Here is a 25070-nt window from a genome sequence, read left to right on the forward strand (position 1 = left end):
GTAATGGAGAAACGGAATCTATGAGTCGTTGGCTACTCGGCGGTAGTGCTGTTGCATCGATCGCGTCTTTAGGCGTTTATGCGTTATCGCAGAACCCGCTGTCATCAAAAGCAATTCCCCCCAACCGTGAAAAGCTTTTTCAGGATCAACTGAACGAAGCTCAGGCTCTAAACAGAAAGAATCTACCGCTCGATGCAATTAAAAATACGATCGGAGTCCCAAGCAACAGTAAGCACTTCAAATCCGCGCAAGTGCTACAAGAATCCTTGTCACAGCAAATCTTGGCTCAAGCCAAGGAAAAATACCGTCGTGGAAACATTAAAGAAGCTCTGACTGCGCTTCAAGTGATTCCAGCAGCAACCACTGCGGCTTCTGAGTCGCAGCAGTTACGGCGAACTTGGACAACAGAAGAGCAACAGCTACAGGCAATTCAACACTCCGCCTCGCAAGGCAACTGGAACCAAGCGATGCAGGATCTTGAAAAACTGCGATCAAGCGAAGTCTTCAACACTCCGCCTGTCCAAGCACTTCTGCAACAAGCGATCGCTCAAACAGGTGAAACGCCAAATTCACTCATTGCCACAACTTCTCCGGCTCCACTTCCTATCACGCTATCGCAGGTTCCAACTCTCGAGGCCGTTCCTCCCCCTCCTCCACCAGAAAACGCAACCGCTGTGAATGTTGATCGAACACTGGCATCTACGGCAGAAAGGCTTGATGGCTCAGTCCCAGTTGCTCCTCTAGATCCGCCTGTATCAATCCCGATCGCTCCTCCAGATCCGCCTGTATCGATTGCTCGCGTTTTACCCCCTTCACCGCCCTCAATGGTTGCCTCAGCCCCAACTTCGAGTTCGATTCAAGCCGTTGCTTCTAAATCGCCTCGTTCTGAATCGCAGTTCGATCAAGCATCGGTTAACTCAGTCCCGATCTCGACTGTGCCTGATCCGATGAGGACTGCTACTTACACGCAGCCACCCCACGTTTCTAATCATTGGCAGCCGCGCGATCGTTCAATTGCAGATCTTCCTCGTCCAACAGCGGACACAGTTTCTAAGCCGCCTGTACAACGGGAACTACCACCGACCCCGACAACCGTTACGGTGTCTACCCGACCGAATCATTCGCAAGCATCCAGTGAAGTAGCAGCAACCGCAAAAGCTCCAAGGCTGAATGAGGCTCCTAGCCCCATTACAGCCCCCGTCGCTGATCGATCGAACATGACTACGCTTATGAAATATGAAACGGTTCCCTTACCCGCAGCATCGGTTGAAGAGATGCTATCTGCCTCCACCTTTAAATCGAGCCAACATCCAGCGAGACAAACCTCTGGAAGCCGCCTATTAATTGAAATGCAGAGAAAATTGACCGAGAATAACACGACTGCAACCCTATCGATTAAACCGCTTATCCCACCAACGACGGCTAAAATTCCTGAGCAAGTGACTGATCTCGCTGAGCCAAAACCTCGGTTGCATTCTGACGAATTAAACAATTCGATTTGATGTGCATTGCTCCATTATGCAAGCCGACTCTAGGGCTAGGGTCGGCTTTTCTTTTACTTGAATTTATAAAATATCAATTGATATTTTATAAAAAAGCTTATCTGTATCTTAAGATTTTCTAAAATCATAAAATATCAATTGATATTGTTTATTATTCGATGAAAAAGCTTAAGCTTTGGGGTTGCGAATGCAAAGATGTCCCCCATATACTCAACATAGAAATCGCTAGATAACCGCGGTCTCCGGTTTGAATGATTTGAGCAACTGTGGATCGATCAGTTAAATTTGTAGGTTTCTAATTTTGCGTCACGCTTAGCAGTCCTTGCTGGACACTCATCAACACTATGAAACAGTTTGCCGCTGCTATTTCTTCGGTAAAAGTTCCTTTTGCCTTCTTGTTGTCTGTTGGTTGTGTTGCTGCTGGTTCAGTTGCGCTAACAAAGCCATCTGAACCAACATCAACATCGATCAATCCGGAGAATCAAGCAACAGCATCTGAGCTTGCACCTGAACTAATCGCTCAAATCCTTCATTTGGAAAAGCAATCACAGTTCAAGCAAGCGCTGAATGTGCTGGAGCCGATTCAATCGGCATCACCGTCTGTCGCATTACAGTTAGTGATGCTGAAGCAGCGGCTAGCTCAATCAATCTACGATCGTGCCTTGAATGAGTATTGTAATGGCAATGTTGCAAAGGCGATTCAAATTGCAGAATCGATTCCATCCGATGCACCCAGTCGCTCTCGCTATCAAAAAGTGCAAGCTGATTGGCTACGATCTCGAACAATTGTGGATTTGGCGCAATCTTATTTTCGCCAAGGTCAATTCTCGATCGCGCTTGATTTGATTGATCAAATCCATGACACAGCTCTAAAATCGAGCAGATCAGTGCGATCTCTGCGAGCCGAAATGCAAGCGAGTCAACCTGTTGCAGCGGTCGCTCCGCCCGAATCAGTCATCGAACCCGAAATTGCCTCGCCCAAATCACACGAGCCACAAGCTTCAATCGAAAGCAAACCTTTAGTAGAGCCGCCTTCGGAGACTGAACCTGAATCGGCATCAACTTGGTCGGTTCCAAGTCAGCCTCCCTATCATTCAGCGATTTCTACCCCAGAGCGTAGCGAATCGATTGTTCAACCCCGTTCCGTGCAGTCGTCCTGCGGTCGTCCGGAGTGCGAGTTTGCAGGCTTTAATTAGTTGAGCCTGTTTGTTCCTTGTTCTATTACCCCACTCGATTATGGCTCTACTTAACTGGCATCGGATTACTCCGGTTGTGGCGTTATTGGCTATGTTCAGTTTTCACTCACCTGCGGCGGCTGAACCGCAAGTTAGCCTCGAAGATGTTCGGCACTATCTTGCAGGCATCAGTACAAGGTCGCTGCCCAACGTTCGTTCACAAGTTGATCATCAAGCACTGGTCAAAACTTTGAAGCAGCACGATTCGACGACTGCTTGGTACATCGGGCAATGGGCAACCGAAGACGGGTTCGTGGCAGTTTACCCAGCGACAAAACCTGGAAAAGTGTGTTTGATCACAAAGTCGAGAAGCACCGTCGCTTATGCAGACGGAAAAACTGAAGGCGCAGTGATCCGAACCTCGAATCCACTGTTCACTAATGAACGTCAGCAGTTCTTACGGTATGCTGCTTCAGATCTATTCATTCCAGTACAGTATCGCGGTAAGTCTTTTTTGGTGTGGGGACTGTATGATCCGAATAAAGCACGATCGCGCTTTCTCACCCTGGCATTTCAGAATGTTCCACCTGACTTGAATACCTTCCTTCCGTCAGGGCGAACTGCTGATGCCATTAAAGCTCAATTCTCAGCCGCTGGGTGTTCTGCGAATGTAAATCAGCCTGCAATGATGCCACAAGCGAACAAGCCAAGCGGCATGATTCAAGTAATTGATGGAATTACGATCGCAGTTGTTCCGAAGAAAGCAAATCAGTTTGACATTCAAATTAGCAACAATACTACGAGTGATTTTGGGATTTTTCCCAACCGCATCGTGGCTTTTGATCGAAATAAGCGTCGCATTCCTGTTCAGTTTTCAAGCTTAGTGCATGGAACTGTAGTTAGACCTGGTGGTGTTCTACGCGCTACCATTCGCGCAAATCGCTCACCGATGTGGATTCAAATCCCAGAAGCAACCCCGCAACGCCGTATGTTCAATTTTCAAACGCCCACTTCATGATGGTTAGACGTAACAATGCAACAAAACTCCAAGACTGATCGCAACAGCGCGGGAGTGGTCACACTAGAGCAATTACATAGCTCTAGCCAGAATCATTCTTCTAGCGGATTCGCTAGCCAAGATAAAGAGATCAAAAGAGTACTTGGCAATGTTTTTAACATCAATATTGATGTTAAAAACCACACAGATAAATCATCGTCGTCTGGGCAGAAGAAAGACGAATCGAAGTCGATCGATGCTGCCTTCAAAGACAATAAAGACCACAAAGACAAGAAAGCTCCATCGACCGGGAACAAAGAAGAAACGAAAAAGCTCGATGCCAACTTTGACCCTAAATCGAACATCAACAGTAAAGATCAATCAAAACCATCCGGAAAGTCCAGCGATCAAAAATCTAAAGAAACTGATCTTGGCATTCCCGAAGAAGTCCTCCACATTGATCCGGCGAAGCTCAAAGATGTGAAGTCGCTCGATGCAAGCAAAGTCAAAATCGAGCGAGATCTTGAGAAGAAGCTTGGAAAAGACGGAGACTTCCTTGATCCTGGCGGTGGAATTAACACCGTGATCGGTGGCTTCGGCAATGATATTGTTCGCGGTGATGGTAGAGGCTTTAATACGATCGCAGGTGGCGGTGGTGAAAACCTCTTCATCCTCGGTTCTGAAACTACTAACCGCATTTTCGACTTTGACCCGACCAAAGACCGCTTCGGATTAACAGACGGATTGCAAGTTGCAGATATTCAGTTTGGACAAGGGACAAATCCTACGAAAGCAGGCATTGACTCGCCATTAGACAGCAATGCCACAGTGATTTTTGACAAGAACGGCGAAAACCACATCTTAGGCAGTCTCGCATTCACTAAAGCTGTTGATTTGAGCGAGAAGAATTTTGTTGTGGTTCGAGACAATGACTTGAATAAAGTTGCACAAACCGTTTAGGAGGGATACATGGTAGCAACCCTAGAAAAAAAAGGAACGCAGTTTGGCGCTGATACTAGCATCGAACAACACAAATCGGACAATCACAATCATGGCAGCCAGGGGTCGTCGATTCAGAAAGAAGATGCGGCAAAAAGCTTGAATAAAGCTTTGGGCGGAGACGATCATAATCATGCCATTCCAGAGGGAACGATCGAGCTACAGCGCACCGACAAAGGTGGCTACAAACAGCAAGATTTGCTGAAACAAGGCAAGCTGTTTGGTAGCGATGGCAATGATTTTCTGAACGCAAGCAAAAAAGAAATTAAAGGAACGGCAACAGGTACTGGCTCTGGAGAGTTTCCATTTCCCAACGACTCAAAAGGAACGACAACCCTCACTGCTGCATTGAAAGCAGATGGCAACCTAAAGATCGACGGCAGTTTCAAAGACTTTGATGGCGCTCCGTTGTTTAGCCAGGGAGAAAAGGAGATTGATCCTAAAGCTAAGATTCTCAACGGATCAGATCCGAAAGCGCTTGTCGATGGATTTCTGAAAGTGCCGCATGATGTTGAAGGTAATCCACTTTCTGGAACACATTTGCACTTCGCGCCTTCTGGCGATCAACGCGGAAACAATGCGGATGCTACTGTTGTTCGCTTCCTGGATAACAAAGTGAACCGCGATGGCAAATCTGGTAAGATTTCCGGCGACTTTAAACTCAAGCCAGAAGAACAAGCCGCCTTTGCAGCAGGAAATCTTTACGTCAATGTTCACTCGAACGTGGACGTGAATAAAGATGGAAATGCAGGTTTTCCCACCGGAGAGAATCGCGTCAACTTTAATCAGAACGTCGTTAGAAAATAGCCAATTGCTCAGTAAGCAATTGCGTACTGTCGCCACACATTTAAAGCAATGGTTGATCAAATTGAACAATTTTGCGATCGCTATTTCGTCATCAAGGAACTCGGTTCTGGAGGATTCAGCCGAACCTTTCTCGCTCGCGATCTCGAAATGGTTGGGTACCCATTTTGCGTCGTCAAGTGCCTGACTCTGGATGCGGCAAACGAAGTTGGCAACATGGCGGAATTGCGGCGACAGTTAATCGTTCAAGAAGCTCGCATTCTAGAGCGATTCAAAGGATCAACTGCCAATGTTCCACGCATTCTGGCATGTCCCGAACATCATCATCCGGTATACCTTGTTGAAGAGTACATCGAAGGTCAAGTCCTGGAAGTTCTCAAGCAGCAGCCTTTTAGCGAAGCACAAATTGTTTCATTACTGCAAAATGTGTTGTCGGTTCTTGAAGTAATTCATCGCCATCGTGTCGTTCATCAAGATATCAAGCCGAGCAACCTGATTCGTCGCAACGACGGGTCGATCTCGGTGATCGATTTTGGCGCAGCGATCGATTTAGATGAATTCGTCGAAGACAGTTCAATCTACGGCACACCTGGCTATAGTCCACCCGAACAGCAAGACGGCAAAATTGACTTTCATACCGACTTGTATGCACTAGGAATCACGGCGATCGAGCTGTTATCCGGGGTCGCACCCCAACAGCTTGAACGTCATCCAAATTCAGGTAAGCTACAGTGGCAGGAGCAACTCGGTGCATCGATTCATCCAAAAGTTGCAGCAATCCTTGATCGCTTAGTTGCTCTGCGTCCTGCGGATCGCTACATAAGAGCAATCGATGTGTTGGCAGATTTACAGCAACTGCGTGTTGATTCTCGGCTCGCGGCACTTCCGAATCGAATCGGTCATTCAGTGATTCGTTCGATCCTCCAAGCTTCCCAGCCCATTGTCTCGAAATGCCGTTCGATACAGTCACAATCACTCGTGACTCCAACTATCTTTGGTTTAGCGATTATTTGTGGCTTTGGATTTGTTCCACTGGTCCCGCGTATGACCGATACAATCGCTGCACAAATGAGCATAATACAAAATCAGCCAGTCGTTGATTTATCGCTGATTCACAAGTTACCGCTCTCCAGCACGATCGATCAGTTTCTCGTTGTCGATCATCAGCTCGTGACGTTCGATCGCAACGATCAGGTTCAAGTTTGGGATTTATCAACCGGAAAAGTTCAGCAAGGCTGGACGACCTCAGGCATGATCGAAATGCTAACAATGACACGCAATCATTTAGTGAGCCAGCGCGACGAGTCGTTGACCGTTTGGCAACTCTCCACAGGAAACGTTCTTCACCAGATCGCATTGCCCGAACCTGCCAACACTGCATCGCTGAGTGCAGATGGACAGCACCTCGCAACCGTAAGTCCTAGTCACACTTTGCGAGTGTGGAACATGACGACCGGAAAGTTACTGCGAACTGTTCCTGGGATCACTGCCGCACAGTACGCCCCAGATAATCGGCTGTTTTGTGCAACCACGCGATCGCGTATTGATGTTTGGGATGCTGAATACAGTCAATTGCAGCAAAGTTTAGCTGGACATCTCGGCAATATTACAGTGTTTAACTTTAGTGAGAATGGAACTGGATTAACCAGTACAGCGAGCGACGGCACGATCGTCTGGAATCTGGAGACTTCAGAACTCCTGCACGTGTTGCCGACCAAGGTAAGAACAGCTGCAATCTTACCGAACTATCTTGTAACTCAGCATGAAGATGGGACAGTCCGGTTGTTGGAATCAACTGGAAAACTGGTTAAGCCACTCGCTTATCTTCAAAGCAGAGTTGCTATGACCGCTAACGCTCACTATGTCGTGCAAATCACGCCTCAACAACTCGAAATTTGGCAGCTATCTAAAACAGAACCATGAACTTTTTCCGCGTCAGCGAAGGTAAACTCCAATGGATTCGCACTGCTTTGCTTCTCGGTTGGGCAACAATCATCCTCTCAATGTTTTGGGACCCGATCACCCCTCACCTTACTAACCCTAGTGCGATCGGATCTCCGTTTCGGCTCAATCCAGACATCTACCTCAATCCAGACCGTTGCGTGAAGATTCGCGTCGATTGCATTCCAGAGCAACCCTTTTCATTGGGAACCTTGCTTTGGTGGGCAGCGATCGTGCCAGCGGCAATTCTCATTCTGCTCGTGCTTGGACATGAATTCTGGCGGCGCATTTGTCCGTTGTCATTTGTGTCGCAGATCCCCCGTGCTTTGGGCATTCAACGCACACGCAAACTGATCGACCCGATCAGCGGCGAGATTCGACGGGAACCTGTGATCATCGACGAGAACTCTTGGCTGGGTAAAAACCATCTAATCGTTCAGTTTGGCTTGTTCATTCTGGGATTGTGGGCACGACTTGTATTTGTGAACGGGCATCGATTCACGCTGGGTTGCTTTTTGATTGCCACAATCATTAGCGCGATCGTCGTAGGCTATCTATATGCCGGAAAATCCTGGTGTCAGTATTTCTGTCCGATGGCTCCGGTACAGATGGTTTACACCGGACCACGATCGCTGCTTGGGTCTAAAGCTCATTTACAGCCTAGAGGAGCCGTAACGCAATCAATGTGTCGTACTATCGGTGCAGATGGCGTTGAAGAGTCTGCTTGTGTAGGTTGTAAGCGTTCGTGCATCGATACCGATGCAGAAAATACATACTGGACGGAGTTGAACAAGCCAGGACGCAAATTAATCCAGTACGGCTATTTAGGAATGGTGCTAGCGTTTTACTGGTATTTCTATCTGTACGCTGGCAACTGGGACTATTACTTCAGTGGGGCTTGGGCACATGAAGAAGCCTTGCTCGATCGATTACTTGATCCTGGTTTTTACATCAGTGGCGTTGCTGTTCCAATTCCCAAGATTATTGCCCCATTGTTGCTATTTGCAGTTGCTGTGACTGCTACTTACTCCCTGGGCATCTGGTTAGAAAAACAGTATCGATCGTATCGTCGTCGTCAGCAGCCTGTGAGTAAAGAGCAAGCACAGCACGTCATTTTCAGCTTGTTCACTGTGGTTTCGTTTTGGGCATTTTTTGTCTTTGGCTCACGTCCGACTCTGAACCGCTTTCCGATGATTGTTCCGGCAATTAATGTCGTCATTGTCATTGTTGGGGTATTGTGGCTGTTGCAAACGATCAATCGTAAACGTGCCCATTACGATCGTGAACGTACCTCGATCATGCTGCGCCGACAGCTACACCACTTTGATCTTCCTGATTCTTGGCTCGATGGTCGATCGATCGAGGATTTGAGTGCCGATGAAGTCCATTTATTAATCAAAGCATCACATGGGTCCCGCATACAGGCATATCTTGGCGTGGTGCAAGAACTGCTCGAACAGGGGGTGATCGAAGCATCAGATTCGCTCCACTTTTGCCGCAATCTCCGTCAAAGTTTGGGACTCTCGGACGGTGATCACCAAGATGTAATTCGACAGATCCCCAGTCATCTGCTGTATCACATTCCCGCTCCGCAGCCCGTTTCCACACAAACTGCAACCGTGGTGTTTAAAGACCGTCAACGTCCAACATCGACTACGTTGCAGACCGTTCCTTATCAACGGAAATAGATCATGCTAAGACTGCGATCGAGCTATCTTCCAGATTTATTCTCAGGCTCTAGCTTTGGAAAGCATCTGTTAGCTCAGAACGACCATAATCAAACGACCTGGAAAATTGGGCGATCTCCGGAGTGTGACTTAACACTAAATGATGCCAAAATTAGTGGTACTCATGCGATTGTTCAGTTTATCGACGGCAACTTCTACTTTATGGATGTGGGGAGTAGCAATGGCTCGATCGTCAACGGCGACCTGTTGCCGCCCAACACCTTGCATAAAATTGCCGTAGGGGACGAAATTGCAGTAGGGGAAACCTTGTTGCACGTTGATGAAGTCATGCTGCTTCCATCTGCGACTCACACATCGAGCGTGAATGTTTCTTGGTGGATTAATCAAGATATCGATGCTCACTGTGTTGATATTATTGATGAAACCCCGGATGTGAAAACGTTCTCGTTCGTTGCAGATCCCGCACTGCTGTTTCTTTATCGTCCTGGGCAGTTTGCGCGGCTAGAGTTTCAAATCGAGGGAGAGCGAATCGTTCGGGCGTACACGATGTCGTCAAGTCCATCTCGACCTGACCTGCTACAATTCACGGTAAAACGTGCTGTGCGCTCTGAAACAGACATTTCGGTATCGAATTGGCTGCATGATCGGTTTCAGGTTGGCAATTCGATTCGGATTTTAGGAGGTGCGAAAGGATCATTTACGCCCGCACCGCAGTTTCCACCAAAATTACTGCTTGTCTCTGCTGGCTCAGGCATTACGCCGATGATGTCAATCTCTCGGTATCTGTCTGATTTGCGATCAACGATCGATGTCGTGTTTTTCCACTCCGCCCGGACGCTTGACGACTGCATTTTTCTCGACGAGTTAGAGTTAATTGCGAATCAAAACGTCAACTTCAAGCTCAAAATTGCACTGACGCAACCACAGCCTAAATCTGCTTGGCTTGGATTTACTGGACATTTAGATACAGCGATGCTGCAAATGATCGCACCGGATGTCGCAGAACGTCATGTGTTTGTCTGTGGTCCCGATGGCTTTATGAATCACGTCAGACAGTTGTTTGGAATAATCGACTTTCCAATCGCGCAGTATCACGAAGAAAGTTTTGGTGAAGTTGAAGGCATTCCGGTAGAGCCAATTCCGGAGACGATCAATGACGTGCCTGTTCTCGATCCGACTCCGCTTCCGACCATAGAACTTAACTCTAATGAGGTAGCTTCACCCGACACGATCGCGCCTGAGCCAGTCCCTCAACCGAGTACTGCTCCGTCTGCATCAAGTCCGTCATCGACGACTGCTCCCACCATTCGATTTAAGCGATCCAACAAGTCAATGGCAGTTGATATAAAAACGAGCATTCTCGATGCGGCTGAAAAGCTCGGAGCCGATATTAACCTGAATGGCTGTGGGGCAGGACGATGTGGGGCGTGCAAGGTGAAGGTTTGCGGCACGATCGAGTATCCGAATAAACAGCCCAATCCGGCTGCTTTATCTGCACAAGAACATCAAAACGGCTACGTCTTATCTTGCATTGCTTATCCAATCGGCAGCGTTGAAGTAGACGCTTGAGCAGATTTTCTATCTACCAAAATCTTTATTGATGCTCGTTATCCTGTCGAGCAGTTTTCAATCCTCCACGTTGCAAACTTTTTGTACAAATCAAGGAACTCATCATGGCTCAGAAATTTCCAGTTTTTCCCACAGTTCCCACTCGTGGTGGAACCCGCAATAACGATGTCTTGCTCGGTGACTCCAATCGCGGTAACACTTTGGTCGGCAACGGTGGTAGCGATCGCATCGTTGGCGGTCGCGGTAACGATGTGCTGGTATCCGGCGATGCTTCTAACTTCATTTTACCGACCCCGATGCCCACGTCTCCAGAGGCAATGACACCGCTTGCCCCAACGACACCTGCAATTCAACCGCTCACAGGAACTCCAGGCAACGATACGCTGAATGGAACCGAGCAGGCTGAGATTATCACGGCTGGTAAAGGTTCAGATACGATCTCTGGGAATGGCGGTAATGATTTCTTTATCTGGAACCCCGGCGACGGACCAGATATTGTTCATGGTGGCGCAGGGTTAGATACTTCGGTGATCAATGGTGGCGCTGAAGGCGAGCTCTCCATGCTGCGAATGAACAACGGAGTCGCTGTGTTCAATCGCTTGACTCAGACTCCCTTTAGCGTAACGCACGACGGAACTGAGGTTGTTCAGGTCGAGTCGAACGAAGGGAATGACATTTTGATCGCAGACAAAATTGCAGGTTCAGGAGCGTCGCTGCTCGCATTTTCAGGCGGCGGAGGCAACGATGTCTTGTTTGCTGGAACCGTGGATACCGAGGTTTCCACAACAGGCGGTGCAGGCGATGATATCCTCATCGGCGGTCAGAAACTGAATACGATCGATGGTGGCAGCGGCAATGATTTTCTCGTTGGCAATCAAGGCATGGATCGCTTCGTGTTTAGTTCAGGCAAACCGTTCAATACAACTGACCTCGGCGTAGACACGATCGCGAACTTCAACCCGACTCAAGACAAGATTCATTTGAGTAAAGCGACGTTTGCTTCGATTGCGACTCAACCCGGACAGACACTCGGAGCCTCTGACTTCGCGCGTGTGGATAGCGACGAAGCAGCAGCATTAAGTGCTGCCAAGATTACTTATGTTCAACCGACTGGCAGTAGCTCTGGCAAGCTGTTTTATAATGCTAACGGTGCTGAAGCTGGACTGGGCAACGGGGCGCAGTTTGCTGTAGTTGCAGGCGCTCCAGCACTAAGCGATCAAAATTTCGCACTGGTCGCGTAGCTGCGATCCGATCGTCGTTTTCAGGGAGAATTGGAGGCTTTTCCAATTCTCTCAGGCGGATCAAAAGCGCGAATTCTACGGGAAGCGTTTTTTACGTCATGAAGAGCGTCTAAAACCAGATATCGCTCTGAGGCGTTCTACCGAAAGATATCGCTTAACGAAAAGCTTTTCAATGAGTGTGGTAAAGATATCTCTCGTTACTGCGATCGAAATTCTCGTATCACCTTGAAGCGAAGTTGATTGAAGGCTTGCATCGGATAGCGCTCGAGCAATGCTTCTCACCCCTTCTAACTCTCAGTTGTACTGATAAGTTGCTCGGTTGGCGCAATTGAGCCAGGATTTTTACAAATGCTAGAGTCTAACCCTGAATCAAGTTGGCTTACAAAATCTCAAGTCGATCGACTCACTCAAGTCTTAAGAGAGATCGTTGGACCGATTGCGCCAGCCCTGCTGCAAGCCTCACTCGCAGACTGTACATCGCTGTTACAACTCTTATCCAAGCTAGAACAGCAAATTCCAGAAGCTACGAGAAACAAATTTCACCAACAAACTCTTTGGCTAGTTGAAAGAGCGATCGATGATCCAGCGTTCATTAAAACGTGTGAGGAGATTCTCGAAAGATATGTTGACAGGGTAGCTGGAATGCTAGTGCTCACAATTCTGCAACAGCAACCAACAATTAGCAAATATGATTTTGTCGAGCTTCTCGCAACATCTCCAGACTCCGCTCAGAAAGACAGAGTCCGTCAAACAATGATGAATCAACATCATTCCAAAACGATAGCCAGATAACTCAAATGATGACCAGCAGAATTAATGAGAATGATCGTCTCCTATCAGAGTGGCTAGAACAATATCGAGAGACTACCTCAACCTTCTATTCATATCGAACAGCAGGGGAGCTATTTACTCGTTTTTTGGGAGACCGCTCGATCACCGAAATTCAACCTGAAGACGTTGAGCGGTTTGTGCAGGAGTTAGAAGGCGATTCAAAACTTGCCTTTAATTCGTTGCGATCGTATAAAGCTGCAATTCGCTCATTTCTAAAATACATTTCAGCTCGTCCTGATCTGCTTCACCCTTTGAGCATTGCTCATCCACCTCGGCGTAAGCTCCCCGACTTATACATCGATCTCCGGCTCAATGAAGTCATGCAAAAAGAAGACAATGCTCGGAATCGGGTGCTTCTCTGGTTAACGATCGTCGTCCGATGCACGACGACCGAAGTGTTAGGACTCAGATGGCAAGATGTTGACCCCCAAGAACGCTGTCTAGTTTTGCGCGACCATACTCTACCAGAAAGCCAAGATAAAGAGCCACGCAAGGCGTTTCTCTGTAATCCAATTTGGTCGGAACTGATTGCGCTGAGAAAAGGACGATCGCTCGATGAGCATGTTTTCCACGGTACGAGGGGAACCCGACTCGCCCCTGCTCAATTAAATCAAATTATTGTACAAGCACTGCATCGAGTTGGGATTGATGCAACGCCTCGCGACGTTTGCTTTAGCGTTAAAGGCAAAGACCGAGACTACCATCTTGCGAGTTGGACTGAAGTTCAGTCTCCAAGTTACAGTCAACTTCCGCCCTACTACGCTCCACGCACGGCTTCGATCCAAGTTGGCGGAACTGAGGTTCTTCGGATTGAAAACGGAAAGTTGCTCGACGCGAATCGCCCATGGGCTGCTCAAAACTTAACGAATGTGGCAATGTTCTGGGACGATGAGCCTGTTTATGTTGTCGAAGCAAATCTTGTCACACTCAATCGACTGCGAATCATTACAAACGCCTACGGACTCTCTATCCTCCAGTGATGTAGTTCACACAATCGGTACTCATCCTAATGATTCGTTTCATTCCACAGGTGGCACGGTTGATGATACGCCAATTTTCCTGCTAGCTCTAAATGTGCATTGTTCATCACTAGTTTGTGCAAATTATAAGATTCGTTTTAACTTTACACTCCAGTTGTTTACTTTAGAAGTCATCGTAGCTCAAATAGAGAATTTAGCGTTGTTGATGCGATCGCACAAGAGTGGTTAACTGCACGAGTTCAGAATGAAGATCCCACGATTGGAACGCGACTCATCTTTACTGTGCCAGAATACACGGTCTTTTTCCCAATTCGAGATCAGTTAAAAGGCTTGATCGAAGCACGTTCGCTTGACACTCAAATTTGATCTCTCGAACCGATCGATTGGGTGAAGCAACCAGAGTGCCTAGCCGTTCTAATTGGAACGCAGCACCAACTGATTAGTGGCTTACTGAACCGTAGCACGACCAACGATCGCATATCTTTGAATATTAAAGAGAAAAAATAATTCTAGTCCTCAATGCCTATTTTTGCTCAAGATGCTTTCTGAGCAAAATTTTCAATACCGAGCATTCCAATTTGATAATCCGCAAGCTCATCGAGTGAGCAAGACAGCAACTGACAGAGTTCTCTCATTTGATGAGGAGTTAATTTTGGAAAACTTTCGCCTGTTTCCCAACTGCTAACGGTTTGAGAACTGACACTTAATGCCTCACCCAATTTTTTCTGACTTAAACCGCTCCGGCATCGTTTGAGTCGGAGCCATTCGTTAAAAGCCATAGGTGTTGATACGGGCAGCTTCATACCTTCATACCAATGGATACAAAAGACGTGCCATAAGAATACCGCAAATTTTAACAAAATGCTTGAAACGTTTTGCTGTAGTTGAAGATTCTCTGATCCACTGGAAGACTCCAGAATTTTATCGTTATCTTCCTAGAGTGGATCACTTGTCAGTAATTACAGAGGTTCTGCTTTTTCCTGAAAGTTGCGAAAAAGTATAGCAGTTCGGGAATCGTTGTGGCACGAAAGTTTGAATGAATCGATTTTTAACGCGATCGTCATTGCGTTGACTTCAAGCGATTTAATTGGCTCAAGCTCGGCTCTTGACGAAAATCAGAACACAACTCTTTGTTGTCGTAAATCAAGGGTTTGTGGATGGTTTGTCACAGCGAAACAATCCTGCTTGAATATGAATTCAAACAGAGGCATCTCGAATTGAGCGACACACGATCGCCTATTTGGATGAGATTAGTCAGGATTTTTCGGATTTCAGATACTGCTTTAACTCGCGTGTTTTTGCATTGAAGGCTGCCAGAATCTTCTTGAGTTGGCTTTCTTCAAAATCACTAAAACTCGCTTGCTCGATCGTCTGAATGAATCGATCGACTTTTCTATCCGCTTCAGAGGTAGCATTTGGGCTGTAATTTGCGATCAAGTTTGCAACATACTGTTGTGTTTCTGTTTTGCTTAACTTGTGTTTGATGACGTGTGCAGTTGCATCTGCTCGAATTCCAACAACTTCATCTTCCGCCTCAAGCCCTAAGTTCTTTGCAGAAATACGTTGAAGTGCGTCTGCTGCAAATACTTCTAGTCCATCAAATCGAATTGCTTTCTTCAAATCTTCAGGCAGTTTAAGTTTAGGAAACACATTAGCATTGACAGAGCTAGGGTTTTGCTTAAACCGCATGAGAACTTGAAAAATCCTCAGTTCTGCTTCATCGAGATCCAAAGCTTTTAATCGAGTCTCTCGATCGTGAAGCGGAAGTCCCATTATCTCTTTTAACTGAGCAAGCTCTCCACGCCGCTCTATTCGCCGTACCGCATTTCTTAAAGCTTTTACAACTTCGTCATCGCTTAAATTGACAACGTATCGGCACTGCTGCATAAGTGCCTTAGCTAGATCTAGTGGATTTAGCCCATTGCGAATACTTGCCGCTAAAACCTTCCCGTGGAGGTCTTCTTCGGATAATTCTTGATCTAAATAAACTGCATCGAGTTCTGACCATCTTTCTGGATTTGTCGGGAACAAGATCTCAGTTGCTGCACGCCAACGACATTCTCCATCGAATAAAATCTCTCCGGGTAGCAGAATAATAGGATCAAGCTGCCCTTCTTCTTCAAGCGAGGTTGCCATTTCAGCAATCATCGCGCTTGTAAAAGTTTCTCTTGGCTGCTTGGAATTCCGTTTGATTGCCTTAATTGAGACTCGGACGACTCCTTTTGAGCTTAATTGTTGACGCAGATCAGCGAGTAGGGACTCGTATTTATGACGATCGCTTTCACTCAACTGGTGTTGAGAATTCTCTTGTTTCAGTCGTTGGATTTCTGCCTGTAATTCTTCAACCTGAGACTCTGCATCACTTCCAAAAAGACCCAAGAAGTCTTCATCAACTCGACGACTTTTTTCCTTAACCATTACACCGCTCCTCGACTTGTGTTCAATTCGTCAATCAAAGCTTGAGCAATTTCTAGGTATTGCTTTCTCACAGGTTCATTGCGACGGTATAAGCCCAACGGAAGTCCTTTTCCAGCAGCTTTGGCAATATAGGCATTTTCTGGAATCGGAGTAAAGTATCGGAGCTTTCTTCGTTTCGCCACGACTTCGATCGAATTTGCAATCTTTTGCTGAAATTCCCAATCAGATTTGATTCGGCTCACAACCATACCAACAATTTTCGGAGGCGGGTCGCGATCGAGGTCATTGATTTTTTTGTCAAACCAAGCCAGCATAGTTGCCGTGCCAAATCCTGCTTTGTACTCTGGGTGAATGGGCAAGAGTACATGCGTCGAGGCAGCCAGCGCGACGAAAGGGAGTGGCTCTAGAGTTGCAGGACAATCGATAATGATGAAATCTTTGTTGATTGGGTACTGTTTGAATCGCTTCGCGAGCGTCATAACTCCCATCGGGTCTCGATCGATCTGGCGAATGCTGCCATAGAGCGGATCTCCACCAACGCACATCTGGACATTTTTCGTTTTATCCTCCCAGATGCTGATCCAGGGGTAGGCTCCATCGAACTCTGAATCTAGAACGTCAGCCGTTGTTCCAGGAATCTCTTTTGCTAATTTCCCTTGTTTTATCAGACCACAAAATAAGGCAAGGGATAGGTTTGGATCGAGTTCGATCAAACCGACTTGAAATCCCATTACTCCAAGCTCATAGGCAAGATTGTAAGCAATGGTGGACTTACTGACACCACCCGCATTCGTCTCGATCGATAAAACGACTGGCTTTTTGGACGTTGACTGTTTTGAAGATGCCATAGAGCTAGTTGTAGAGTTGCTGCGCTAATTTTTGGAAGACAGTGACCTGATTGCCTGCCTTTATTGAACAATAACCGTTGAAAGCCTCATGGATAGAGACTTTCAATTCCACCAAGCCGAAGAGTAAAAGATGTGGATTCTGATATTCCACAGATGAAATACACAATATCATTATTTCCTTCACGCTGCGCTAAAGTTCTGTTATGTCTTTTCAGTTTTTTGTGGAATATCAGAATCCACAGCAAGAAACAGGCGAATGTTTATCGAAGATGACTTATATGCGGTGTTTTATATGAAGGTTGTAAGCAATGGTGGACTAACACCACCTGCGTTCGTCTCGATCGACAAAACGACTGGGTTTTGAAGGTTGACTGCTTTAGAGTTGCCACAAAGCGATTGCTTGTAAAGTTGCCGAATTAAATTCTGAAAGACAGTGCCTTATTTGTCTTTGTTAAGCGATAGACCATTGAAGTTCCCATTAGCAATGGTTTGCACTCTCGCTAGGTCAAAAATTGAAAGATGTGGATTCTGGTATTCCACAGATGAAATATACAATATCATCATTTCTCTGATGATGGACTAAATTTCTACTATATTTATTCATGTGGAATACCAGAATCCACAGCAAGGATCAAGCAACTGTTTAGTTGTAGGTGCGATCACCCTTTCGATAGAACGTATTGGATGACGATAAGTTTGATGACTTCTTTACTGTGCTCGCTTAGGGATGAAGGTCTTCTCAATCTCTGTCTTGACGTATTTATCCTTGCTTGAGAGACACTGGTTGAGTTGGTCTATATGACCTAATCGACTCGTTTGATGATGCCAGATATCAGGACCAAACCCATCTCGAAACGATGTAGAGCTGTGGATTGAGATAGCAAACCCTGTAGCATCGACATAGAAATCTCCATCGTGCCAAGAGATGCTGCTGATCGTCGTTTGTAGATTCCCTTCTGTAAAAGCGTTCGTGGGTCCGGCAACCTGAACAATACAACTTCGATTTGGGGTGCTAGCGATTTCTTGCCATGAGTTGTGATAGAGCGATCCTTGAGCAGAATAAGATCCAGTTTCAAGTGGGAATTGAGGGGGTGCAGCTTGATTTTTGGTCGGTTTGTACGGGCAGAGCGGATGAGTAGACCCTCCTGGCTCAAAACCGAAGCAGCGCCCAAATTCAGGCACAGCTAAAGCTCCAAAATATGCAGCAACTACTGTTACTATGAGAGGAACGAGATACGCGAGTTTCTTGCCCAAAGAACTTAAACGCTTATTTTGATCCTGTCTACCATTCATCTTAATGACAGCTCGCCTAAAACCGTTTTATGGAGGGTACTGTCTACTTTAACAGTGGAGCCTAAGTAAAAACAATCGTTCGACCTCTCGCTTTGTCGCTTAGCAACTCTGGTTATTCTTCAAATCGATAAAACTCTTTTTCTGCTGCGACTTGCTCTGCTGCTTTCGTGTATCGGCGGAAGTTATTCGGATTCTTGTGACGCATGATCGTCATGATATGGTGTGGGTTCATTCCCGCCATTAAATGATTCGTCCCAAACGTATGCCGCCCCTGATGCGAATGAAAGTCAATCCCCGTCTTCTCACTTAGCTTGTCAACGAGGGTGCGAATGCCCCCATACGCTAACCGTGCGCCTGCATTCTGGCGCGAATAGGACACAAATAGTGGATCACTGGATTCTAGTGCCTCTCCTCGTTCTTTGCGCCAGCCCAAATAGCCGTTGAGCGCTGCTCTTGCTGCTGCGTTCAGGGGCACTGTTCCCTTGCTATTTGCCTTACTTTGGCGGATATGCAAGCGCCTGCCATCTTGGTAATCTTCAACATTGAGCGCACAGACTTCACTCGCTCGCAGTCCATGTAGCAGGAGCATCAGAATTGCCAAATTTCGTTCAGGTAGGGTTGTTTCGTCGATCGCAGCATCGAGCAGTTTTTCTACTTGGGTTTCTGATAGGGCATCTGCTTCAGGTTCCGGCAGCTTGGGTAAATCAATCTCTAGAGTCGGATCAAACTCAATATAGCGAGAGCGCACCATCCAGCCGAAAAAGTTCTTTAATGTTCCAAGAATTCGCCGCACTGTGGCATCAGAGCGCACACGTTTCCCGTTTTCTTTCTGCATCAAGTGCGCTTTGAACTGTGCCACCATTCGTGGGCTAACCATCGCCCACGGTGCATTTGTCCAATCGGTAAAGGCTTTCAAATCTTGTCGATAGGCACGCTTACTGTTTTCTGAGAGCGATCGTGCTATCAAGAACTCTTCAATCCGAGATGCTCTCAAATCTACAGCAGGTGATATTAGTGCTGGAGATTGAGAGGCAGGAGTGCGAACAACAAAAATGGGATCAGGAATGGACTGGGGCATTCTTCGGTTCAATTGCTTGCATACTTCCACCTTATCAGGATTAGCCTTTCTGGAACTGACTCGATGAATGCCCCCAATAACTAGGGCAGAGAAGCTTTCGCCAAATTCTGCTTTTTGTCGTGTTCTCTATGAGTTCTTCTCGATTTCAAAAGCTGTTGGCTCCCAAGCAAAACCATTTGATTGGCAGTGTGTCCTAAATCTTGCTAAGGTCGAGTCGGGTTCGGAATCGTTGCTAGGTGTGGAGATCGAAACAAATCGAGATCCAGATCTATTTTGATTTATCGTTTTTAGAACCTCAATTGTGAGCTAGTTTTAGAAGCTCAAGATTTTAGAACTGTTCCATTCATAAATGTTGCAATCATTGCACCGCAAGTATTTCATCAGATGATGTCGAAATAGATCCAGATCCGAATCTAAATCGATCTAAGCTTATCATTCGTTTCATTCAGCACTCAGGCTCTTTCGGAACTGACAGTCGATGATGACCCTAAATCTCGCCAGCATAGCAGTCCGTTCCTTGGTCTTCTAATTGATCGCCACCGAGTAACAGCCCTATCCACACTTCAATCCACGGCAAGTCGATCGATTGCCCAAACGTCTATAAAGAAACCAACTCTACTTCAGCCACTTCCAAAATACGCTGAAATCGCCTTGCCTACGCTTCTATGTCCTCCTCATACATTAGTGCAATACACTTCCATTAGTGCATTACACTTCGAGGTCAATTTCTTCGACTTCAGGCGTTGCTTCCAACCCCTTATCATTTCTCCTTACTCGGTATCGGATTCCTGTGCCCCTATCTCCCGAACTTTGAATTCTTCCACATCGGTTAATAAAAGATACTTCCTGATCAACTCCTCGTCAAACTCGGCACGGCGATTCATTTTGTTCAGTAACTCGCGTCGTCGCTCCAGCACTTTCAGGTAAATCGATTGGTAGCCTGTTAATGAGTTCTGCCATGCAAAATTTGATTCTGCGAGTTGCCGATCGAAAAACTTCAGATCAATTTCGAGCTTCGAGAACAAATTATCCAAGTGTTCGTTTCGCGATCGCTCTGCACCATACTTTTCTTCCAAAAATCGAAGCGAAGCCAGTGCGATTTTCTTCTGAATGATGATCTCCTGCTGTTGTTGAGGGATAAGAGTGAAGCGATCTCTGAGATGGACTTTGCGGATCAGCCAGGGCAGCGTTAATCCTTGAAATACTAGAGTAATGAGAATGACGATGAACGTGATGAAGAGAATGAGTTCACGGTAGGGAAACGGCTGTCCTACTTCAGTTAGTATCGGGACGGAAAGCGCGGAAGAGAGCGATACCACGCCGCGCATTCCCGCCCAGCCAAAAATCAGCGGACCTCGCCATCCCGGATTCGGGTCTGACACCGGGATAAAACGGCTCATCACTCTCATCCAAACAGAAGTTCCTAACGTGCAAAGCAGCCGGGTTGCGATCAGCACGATCGCGATGATCAATCCATACCCAACAGCACTGCCTAAACTAATGTTGCCAAGCTGCTGAGTGACAAACGGCAATTCGAGTCCGATGAGCAGAAAAATCAACCCATTCAAGACAAAGACTAGATTCGTCCATACATTCACGCCTTCAATCCGGCTCCGGTAGCTCAGTAAACTATTGCGCTTGCTCGATAAGAGCAGTCCACCACTAACGACCGCTAGCACGCCCGAAACATGAAAGTGTTCAGCAAAGTAATACAGACAGTAGGGCGTGACCAGTGTTAAGACGATTTCGATACTAGGCGTTGTCGGTAATAAGCGATGAATGCCGTAGAAAATCAAGCCAACCACGAGTCCGCTCAGGATTCCGATGAGAATAACAGCGACGAAGTTAACGGCTGCGGCTTGAAATTGGAACTGTCCGGTGAGGACTGCCGCTAATGCGAAGCGAAACACGATCAGCGACGAGGCATCATTCAGTAGACTTTCGCCTTCGACAATGCTGACGAGCGATTTCGGCACGCTGACCCGCCGCATGATTGTCGTTGCGGAAACAGCATCAGGGGGTGAGACAATGCCACCCAACAAAAAGCCCAGCGCTAAAGTAAAACCGGGAATAATTGCACTAGAGACGATTGCGATTACGCACGACGTTAAGAGGACGATCGGAAACGCAAACCCGATGATCAGCCCTCGCCATTTCCAGAATTCTTTCCACGAGACTTGCCACGCCGCTTCATAGAGCAAGGGCGGGAGAAAAATAAGGAAAACTAGCTCTGGATTAATGGTGATATTTGAAAACGGAGCAACGAAACTCAGCGCGAGTCCACCCAATACAAGCACGATCGGGTAAGCCAATTGCAGCTTATTCGCGAGCATGACCAGTCCGAGAATAATCAAGATCAGGCAAATATATTGAATGAAAATGTCTTGCATTAGGAGTTGAGTTTATTCACACCAAGGTTTTCTCGAACAAATTTTCCTAACGTAAGTTAGCAGGTGGGTTTGCAGGCACAGTCCAAAAGTAGACATTGTGAGTTCGTCCATCCACTTCTACTTGTGCTGTTTGTTCGGGTTTCCACTCGCCCATATCAAAATCGTGGGAGACAATCCGCGTTCCAGGTTTCAATTGACTCAATAGCTGGGGTCGAAGTTTGACATTTAATTCGGGTAGCAAGTACAGCGTGACGACCGTTGCGTCACTAAAATTGCTTTGAAAGAGATCTTGATTGAGGAAGCGAACGCGGTCAGTTACGCCTGCTTGTTGGGCATTCGCATTTGCTTCGCTGATTCGCTCCGGATTGATATCAATTCCCACTGCACGGCGTACCCCCCGTTGTTGCACCGCCGTAATCGGAATGCGTCCATCGCCGCTCCCTAAGTCATACAGCACATCGTTTTGATTGACGTTGGCGATTGCTAACATGCGCTCAACGACTTGGGGTGGAGTTGGCACATACACCACATCGGGCGAACGTAACGGTGGAGACTGGACAGGAGGCGATTGTGCTTCAGCCGGAGCAGATTCAACCGTTGCATCGCTAGTGCGGCTACTACAGCCAGTACTGATGAGACTGATACTGATCGCGCAGATCACGATCGCTCGGTACAGTGAAATCATAACTATTCTCCAGATTTCTAACGTTGACTCGATGAAGTTCGATTCGTCCACCACAGCAAAGGTAATCCCAGCAAAAGCACAACCACCCCAAGTAAACCGCCCCATCCGGTATAAGCTAAACTGGCTTGCAGCATATAGAGACAAATTCCGCAAAATAAAAGTGGAGTCAGGGGATACAACGGAACTTTAAATGAACGCTCAACATCCGGTTCGCGCCTGCGTAGGACAAACAGCGAGATGCCGCTGAGTAAAAAGAAGAACCAAAACGCAGGAGCCGTGTAGTCTACCATTGTCTCGAATCCTTGTCGGGTGATACTCCCGACAAGGACTAGCAACAGGGCAATTGCACTTTGTACCAGCAGTGCATTGGTCGGATTACTTTCGCGTCCGCGTCCCAGCAGGGAAAAAATTGAGAAGTCCCGCCCTAGTGCATAGTTCGTTCGAGCGCCTGTAAAAATGGTGGCATTGATCGAGCAAAGGGTTGCGATCGCGACTAATCCACTGATCAAGACCACCCCAACAATCCCGACCGTCGATCGCATCAACTCAGCCACGACTGCCTCCGATGCTGCCATCCGAACCAATCCTAATTCTCGAACTAATGCCCAGTTAATCAACAGGTAGACCCCTGTGATGATTGCAATGCTCCAAACCAGAGCAAGAACAATGTTGCGCTGTCCGTTTCGCACTTCTGTCGAAATGTAGGCTGCTTCGTTCCAACCGCCATAAGTCAGCAACACAAAGACCAGAATAATCCCAAGATTGCTAGAAGCGGGAAGGCTGGCTTGAGCGGTGATCGACGCTTGAACAGAGGTGTAAGTTGCGGGATCAATCGGAACACCCGAAGTTGCTCCAAATGAGAAGGCAAGACCAATCCCGGATACGATTAACAGCCCAGCGACTTGAGCTACGGCTAAAACATTCTGCACCCACTTGCCTTGTTGAACGCCCAGAATATTTAATCCGGTGAAAATAACAATCGCGATCGCAGCATAGATCGAAGCAGAATAAGTGCCGAGCCGCCAAAGTTGCGAAGCATAGTCGCCGAATACAAACGCTAACAATGCGATCGACCCGGTTTGAATCACACTCAGCCGTGTCCAAGCGAATAGAAACGCGATCGCTCTGCCAAATGCACGTCTCAGGTAATAGTAGTTGCCGCCGGGATGGGGGTAGGCGGTCGCCAGTTCAGCATAGCAAAGTGCCCCAATCAACGATAGGACTCCACCTAGAACCCAGGTGAGGAGTGCAACAGTTGCACTGCCCGCGTTCGCAGCCACTAATGCAGGTGTTTCAAAGATCCCTGCACCGATCACTAAGCCGACGATTAGTGCGATCGCATCCAGCAAGGATAGTGTAGGTTTTAGCGTAGTCATTTGACGAGAGAGTAACTTCAAGATTCTGCTCCTTGATGCGAACAGTTGCGACGAGTCGTTTCTGTGCCTTCGATGCGATCGCTTTCGACTGGAGTCCTTGCATCATTGTTTCCCTCCAAGCTGTGCTTTTTTCCTTAGCACAGCAACCCTGCTATGATTCGGGGCTGACCGCTGTCATTCGACTCAATCTGTCAGGATGATCTGGTCGGAGGGGCAGTTATGCTAGACCTAAATCCTGCAATCAGCCTCAGCGACCTGTCAGTTGCTCCAACTTTTCGGGGTATCTCGCCCCTTGCACTGTGATCTTGGCAGCGGCATCATCAATGTCCCGCAGATCGGTGGGTGTGAGTTCGACTGACACTGCCCCAATGTTCTCCTCTAGGCGATGCAGTTTCGTAGTTCCTGGAATCGGAACAATCCACGGTTTCTGAGCCAGTAGCCACGCAAGCGCGATTTGAGCCGGAGTCACCTGCTTTCGTTGCGCGATATTGTTGAGCAGATCAATCAGGCTCTGATTTGCTTTGAGCGCATCTGATGTGAAGCGCGGCAGGGTGCTGCGGAAGTCGGAACTATCGAAGGTGGCGTTTGGGTCGATCGCACCCGTGAGAAAGCCCTTACCCAGTGGACTGTAGGGAACCAAACCGATTCCGAGTTCTTCAAGGGTCGGGATTACTTCTGCTTCAGGCTTTCTCCACCACAGTGAGTATTCGCTCTGAAGTGCCGTCACGGACTGAACGGCGTGAGCGCGACGGATCGTTTGTACGCCTGCTTCAGAGAGTCCAAAGTGCTTGACTTTCCCTTCCTGCATCAATTCCTTCACTGCTCCTGCTACGTCTTCGATCGGCACGTTCGGATCAACTCGGTGCTGATAAAGTAAGTCGATCGCCTCTACCTTGAGGCGCTTGAGCGAACCTTCCACGGCTGCCTTGATGTGTTCCGGTTGGCTATTGAGTCCAGGTGAACCCGCCATTCCACGAGGATCTTTATTAGGGCTTAGGTCGAATCCGAATTTGGTGGCAAGTACTACTTGGTTGCGGAAGGGAGCAAGGGCTTCACCCACCAGTTCTTCATTTAAGTACGGACCGTAAACTTCAGCGGTGTCAAAGAATGTAATGCCGTGATCGACAGCCGCATGAAGCAGATTAGTCATCTCCTGCTTGTCTTTGGGCGGACCATAGGAAAAGCTCATGCCCATACAGCCCAAGCCGATTGCTGAAACTTCTAAATTGCTATTGCCAAGTTTGCGTTTTTGCAT

Annotated in this window: 20 protein-coding genes; 11 read left to right on the forward strand and 9 right to left on the reverse strand. The window is 47.2% G+C overall.

The genetic code is table 11. The features are described from left to right. Positions 1-20: 20 nt before the first annotated feature. From LEPBO_RS0133965 to LEPBO_RS0134020, 11 genes are all read left to right on the forward strand, one after another. The gene (locus tag LEPBO_RS0133965) at positions 21-1502 is read left to right on the forward strand and encodes a hypothetical protein (RefSeq protein WP_017292056.1); all 1482 of its coding nucleotides are present in this window, start codon (positions 21-23) and stop codon (positions 1500-1502) included. Between the two features lie 344 nt (positions 1503-1846). Beyond that, entirely contained in the window at positions 1847-2698 is an 852-nt protein-coding gene (locus tag LEPBO_RS0133970; protein ID WP_017292057.1) for an outer membrane protein assembly factor BamD, read from the forward strand. 40 nt (positions 2699-2738) lie between these two features. Next, the gene (locus LEPBO_RS0133975) at positions 2739-3695 is read left to right on the forward strand and encodes a hypothetical protein (protein ID WP_017292058.1); all 957 of its coding nucleotides are present in this window, start codon (positions 2739-2741) and stop codon (positions 3693-3695) included. Positions 3696-3710: 15 nt separating this feature from the next. Beyond that, complete coding sequence (locus LEPBO_RS0133980; protein ID WP_017292059.1) at positions 3711-4634, forward strand: hypothetical protein; 924 nt, start codon at positions 3711-3713, stop codon at positions 4632-4634. A gap of 9 nt (positions 4635-4643) precedes the next feature. Further along, positions 4644-5480, forward strand: a complete 837-nt coding sequence (locus LEPBO_RS0133985) for a CHRD domain-containing protein (RefSeq protein WP_017292060.1) — start codon at positions 4644-4646, stop codon at positions 5478-5480. A gap of 48 nt (positions 5481-5528) precedes the next feature. After that, entirely contained in the window at positions 5529-7400 is a 1872-nt protein-coding gene (locus tag LEPBO_RS0133990; RefSeq protein WP_017292061.1) for a serine/threonine-protein kinase, read from the forward strand. Beyond that, positions 7397-9106, forward strand: a complete 1710-nt coding sequence (locus LEPBO_RS0133995; RefSeq protein ID WP_017292062.1) for a hypothetical protein — start codon at positions 7397-7399, stop codon at positions 9104-9106. Before LEPBO_RS0133990 ends, LEPBO_RS0133995 begins: the two co-directional genes overlap by 4 nt. 3 nt (positions 9107-9109) lie before the next feature. Further along, positions 9110-10675, forward strand: coding sequence for an FHA domain-containing protein (locus LEPBO_RS0134000; RefSeq protein ID WP_017292063.1), 1566 nt, complete (start codon positions 9110-9112; stop codon positions 10673-10675). A 104-nt stretch (positions 10676-10779) separates the two neighbouring features. Beyond that, the gene (locus tag LEPBO_RS39370) at positions 10780-11916 is read left to right on the forward strand and encodes a calcium-binding protein (RefSeq protein ID WP_017292064.1); all 1137 of its coding nucleotides are present in this window, start codon (positions 10780-10782) and stop codon (positions 11914-11916) included. A gap of 348 nt (positions 11917-12264) precedes the next feature. Next, positions 12265-12708 carry a hypothetical protein gene (locus LEPBO_RS0134015; protein ID WP_017292065.1) on the forward strand — a complete coding sequence of 148 codons (444 nt, stop codon included), beginning with the start codon at positions 12265-12267 and terminating at the stop codon, positions 12706-12708. 5 nt (positions 12709-12713) lie between these two features. Next, positions 12714-13727, forward strand: coding sequence for a tyrosine-type recombinase/integrase (locus LEPBO_RS0134020; RefSeq protein WP_017292066.1), 1014 nt, complete (start codon positions 12714-12716; stop codon positions 13725-13727). A gap of 533 nt (positions 13728-14260) precedes the next feature. Here the strand turns inward: LEPBO_RS0134020 and LEPBO_RS39375 are convergent. The 9 genes from LEPBO_RS39375 to LEPBO_RS0134070 all read right to left on the reverse strand — a co-directional run bounded on the left by LEPBO_RS39375 (position 14261) and on the right by LEPBO_RS0134070 (position 25070). After that, a complete protein-coding gene (locus LEPBO_RS39375; RefSeq protein ID WP_017292067.1) occupies positions 14261-14506 on the reverse strand; it encodes a helix-turn-helix transcriptional regulator in 246 nt (81 codons plus the stop codon). A gap of 475 nt (positions 14507-14981) precedes the next feature. Further along, a complete protein-coding gene (locus tag LEPBO_RS0134030; protein WP_017292068.1) occupies positions 14982-16145 on the reverse strand; it encodes a ParB/RepB/Spo0J family partition protein in 1164 nt (387 codons plus the stop codon). Further along, positions 16145-16993: a ParA family protein gene (locus LEPBO_RS0134035; RefSeq protein ID WP_017292069.1), complete on the reverse strand. Its 849-nt coding sequence runs from the start codon at positions 16991-16993 to the stop codon at positions 16145-16147. The genes LEPBO_RS0134030 and LEPBO_RS0134035 overlap by 1 nt, the downstream gene beginning before the upstream one ends. Positions 16994-17701: 708 nt before the next feature. Next, positions 17702-18286 carry a hypothetical protein gene (locus tag LEPBO_RS0134040; protein ID WP_017292070.1) on the reverse strand — a complete coding sequence of 195 codons (585 nt, stop codon included), beginning with the start codon at positions 18284-18286 and terminating at the stop codon, positions 17702-17704. 112 nt (positions 18287-18398) lie between these two features. Continuing rightward, positions 18399-19364, reverse strand: coding sequence for a tyrosine-type recombinase/integrase (locus LEPBO_RS0134045; RefSeq protein ID WP_017292071.1), 966 nt, complete (start codon positions 19362-19364; stop codon positions 18399-18401). Between the two features lie 770 nt (positions 19365-20134). Further along, positions 20135-21754, reverse strand: a complete 1620-nt coding sequence (locus LEPBO_RS0134050; RefSeq protein ID WP_017292072.1) for a Na+/H+ antiporter — start codon at positions 21752-21754, stop codon at positions 20135-20137. Positions 21755-21800: 46 nt separating this feature from the next. Further along, complete coding sequence (locus tag LEPBO_RS0134055; protein ID WP_017292073.1) at positions 21801-22439, reverse strand: SAM-dependent methyltransferase; 639 nt, start codon at positions 22437-22439, stop codon at positions 21801-21803. Positions 22440-22456: 17 nt separating this feature from the next. Next, positions 22457-23836, reverse strand: a complete 1380-nt coding sequence (locus tag LEPBO_RS0134060) for an APC family permease (RefSeq protein WP_026149123.1) — start codon at positions 23834-23836, stop codon at positions 22457-22459. A 226-nt stretch (positions 23837-24062) separates the two neighbouring features. Then, positions 24063-25070, reverse strand: a complete 1008-nt coding sequence (locus LEPBO_RS0134070; protein WP_017292076.1) for an aldo/keto reductase — start codon at positions 25068-25070, stop codon at positions 24063-24065.

Source organism: Leptolyngbya boryana PCC 6306 (assembly GCF_000353285.1).
Classification (GTDB): Bacteria; Cyanobacteriota; Cyanobacteriia; order Leptolyngbyales; family Leptolyngbyaceae; genus Leptolyngbya; species Leptolyngbya boryana.